Consider the following 2,076-nt stretch of genomic DNA (forward strand, 5'->3'; position numbering starts at 1 on the left):
CAAGGAGACCGCAATGGATACAGATACCCAAGTGAAGCAGGACATCGCGCAGCTGCGCGTCAACGGAAGCCGGTTGTGGGATTCACTCATGGAGCTGGCCCGGATCGGCGCCACGCCCAAGGGCGGCGTCTGCCGCCTGACGCTGACCGACCTGGACCGCCAGGGCCGTGATCTGGTGACCCGCTGGGCGCGCGAGGCGGGCATGACGGTAACCATCGACAAGATCGGCAACGGCTTCATGCGCCGGCCCGGGCGCGACAACAGCCTGCCGCCCATCATGACGGGCAGCCACATCGACACCCAGCCCACGGGCGGCAAGTTCGACGGCAACTACGGCGTGCTGGCGGGGCTGGAGGTGGTGCGCACGCTCAACGACCACGGCATTGAGACCGAAGCGCCCATCGAAGTGGCCTTCTGGACGAACGAGGAAGGCTCGCGCTTCGTGCCGGTGATGATGGGCTCGGGCGTGTTCGCCAAGGCCTTCACGCTGGAGCATGCCTATGCGGCCACCGACTCCGAAGGCAAGACCGTCAAGGGCGAGCTAGAGCGTATCGGCTATGTGGGCAGCCAGGAGCCTGGCGACCACCCGATCGGCGCCTACTTCGAGTCCCACATCGAACAGGGCCCGGTGCTGGAGGACAACGCCAGGACCATTGGCGTGGTTACCGGCGTGCTGGGCATCCGCTGGTATGACTGCGTGGTCACGGGCATGGAGGCCCATGCCGGCCCCACGCCCATGGCCCTGCGCAAGGATGCGCTGCAGGTGGCCGCGCAGCTGATGCAGGAAGTGGTGGCCTGCGCCCACCGCCATCCGCCCCACGGGCGCGGCACGGTGGGCATGGTGCAGGTCCATCCCAACAGCCGCAACGTGATCCCGGGGCAGGTCAAATTCAGCATCGACCTGCGCAACGCCACCGATGCCGACTGCGAAGCCATGGACGCCGACATCCGCGCCGTGGCCGACCGCATCAGCCGGGAGACGGGCCTGCCCATAGCGATCAACCTGGTGTCCAGCTACCCCGCCCAACCCTTCCATGCCGACTGCGTGGATGCGGTGGCGCGCGCCGCCAAGGCCCTGGGCTACTCGCACATGCCCGTCGTCTCGGGCGCCGGGCATGATGCGGTCTACATGGCGCGGCTGGCGCCGGCCGGCATGGTCTTCATCCCCTGCAAGGACGGCATCAGCCACAACGAGATCGAGGACGCCACGCCGGCCGACATCACCGCAGGCTGCAATGTGCTGATGCACGCCATGCTGGAACGGGCCAGGGTGGCGGGTTGATCCAAAAATCTGCGCAACTTGCCCGGAAGCCCTGTTTTGCACTGCTATACTTGCGGCTTCAACAAACGACAGGCGCGTAGCTCAGCTGGTTAGAGCACCACCTTGACATGGTGGGGGTCGTTGGTTCGAGTCCAATCGCGCCTACCAAATATATTGGTGAAAAGCCTCTCGGATAAAATCCGAGAGGCTTTTTTTCGTCTGGGCGATCTTCCTTGTGCAAATCCTGGCCTCTGCCCAGCTCGGAATTTGCATTGTTTTGTTTCGATGGCTTTCCGTGCTGTTTCCGTGACTGTGGCGCAATTGCTTCAATAAGCGCTTGCGTCAAAAAAAAGATCCTGGCAGCACTGATTTATGGGTGGCATGCTTATTCATGGCGTGGCTGCCACTGATGACCGTTTTCATGCACAGCCATGGTGCATTGGCCACCTGCCCATGTGCTGCCCGTTCCAGGTCAGCAGCTCTCTTGCAGTCACCTTCCACTTCCCGGGCCGGCATGGCTCTCGCCGCCCGCTCTTCCTGGCGCCGCTCTATGACGCCACGATGTCGGTATCACTGATTTCAGTGATATACATGCGGTGAAAATATATTGAAAATCCATTTTCAATAATCAATTGAATTTTCCAGGCTTTGCTGCTGGCATTTCTCTTGCGTTGGCATGCCAATGCTCCCATTGAACCTTCTCTTAATGAGAATGGCTGCATTGACATTAAAGAAAATGTTTGTAACTATCCGGCCGGTCTTTGGGCAGGGCAGTGAATCGGCGTCGGAGCCGCAGCTTTGAAGGGATCGGATCG

Annotated in this window: 1 protein-coding gene and 1 tRNA gene; both read left to right on the top strand. The window is 61.2% G+C overall.

Going from position 1 to position 2,076, the window contains the following annotated elements; translation table 11 throughout:
• Positions 1 to 13: 13 nt before the first annotated feature.
• Complete coding sequence (locus GRX31_RS10895; protein ID WP_047217671.1) at positions 14 to 1,282, top strand: Zn-dependent hydrolase; 1,269 nt, start codon at positions 14 to 16, stop codon at positions 1,280 to 1,282.
• A gap of 70 nt (positions 1,283 to 1,352) precedes the next feature.
• A tRNA-Val gene (locus GRX31_RS10900) sits at positions 1,353 to 1,429 on the top strand.
• Positions 1,430 to 2,076 lie beyond the last annotated feature (647 nt).

The sequence above is a fragment of the Delftia sp. CH05 genome, assembly GCF_009827015.1.
Lineage (GTDB): Bacteria > Pseudomonadota > Gammaproteobacteria > Burkholderiales > Burkholderiaceae_C > Comamonas > Comamonas tsuruhatensis.

Excerpts from the sequence above, each read along its gene's own strand:
- GRX31_RS10895 (WP_047217671.1), top strand. The coding sequence starts at position 14 with ATGGATACAGATACCCAAGTGAAGCAGGACATCGCGCAGCTGCGCGTC.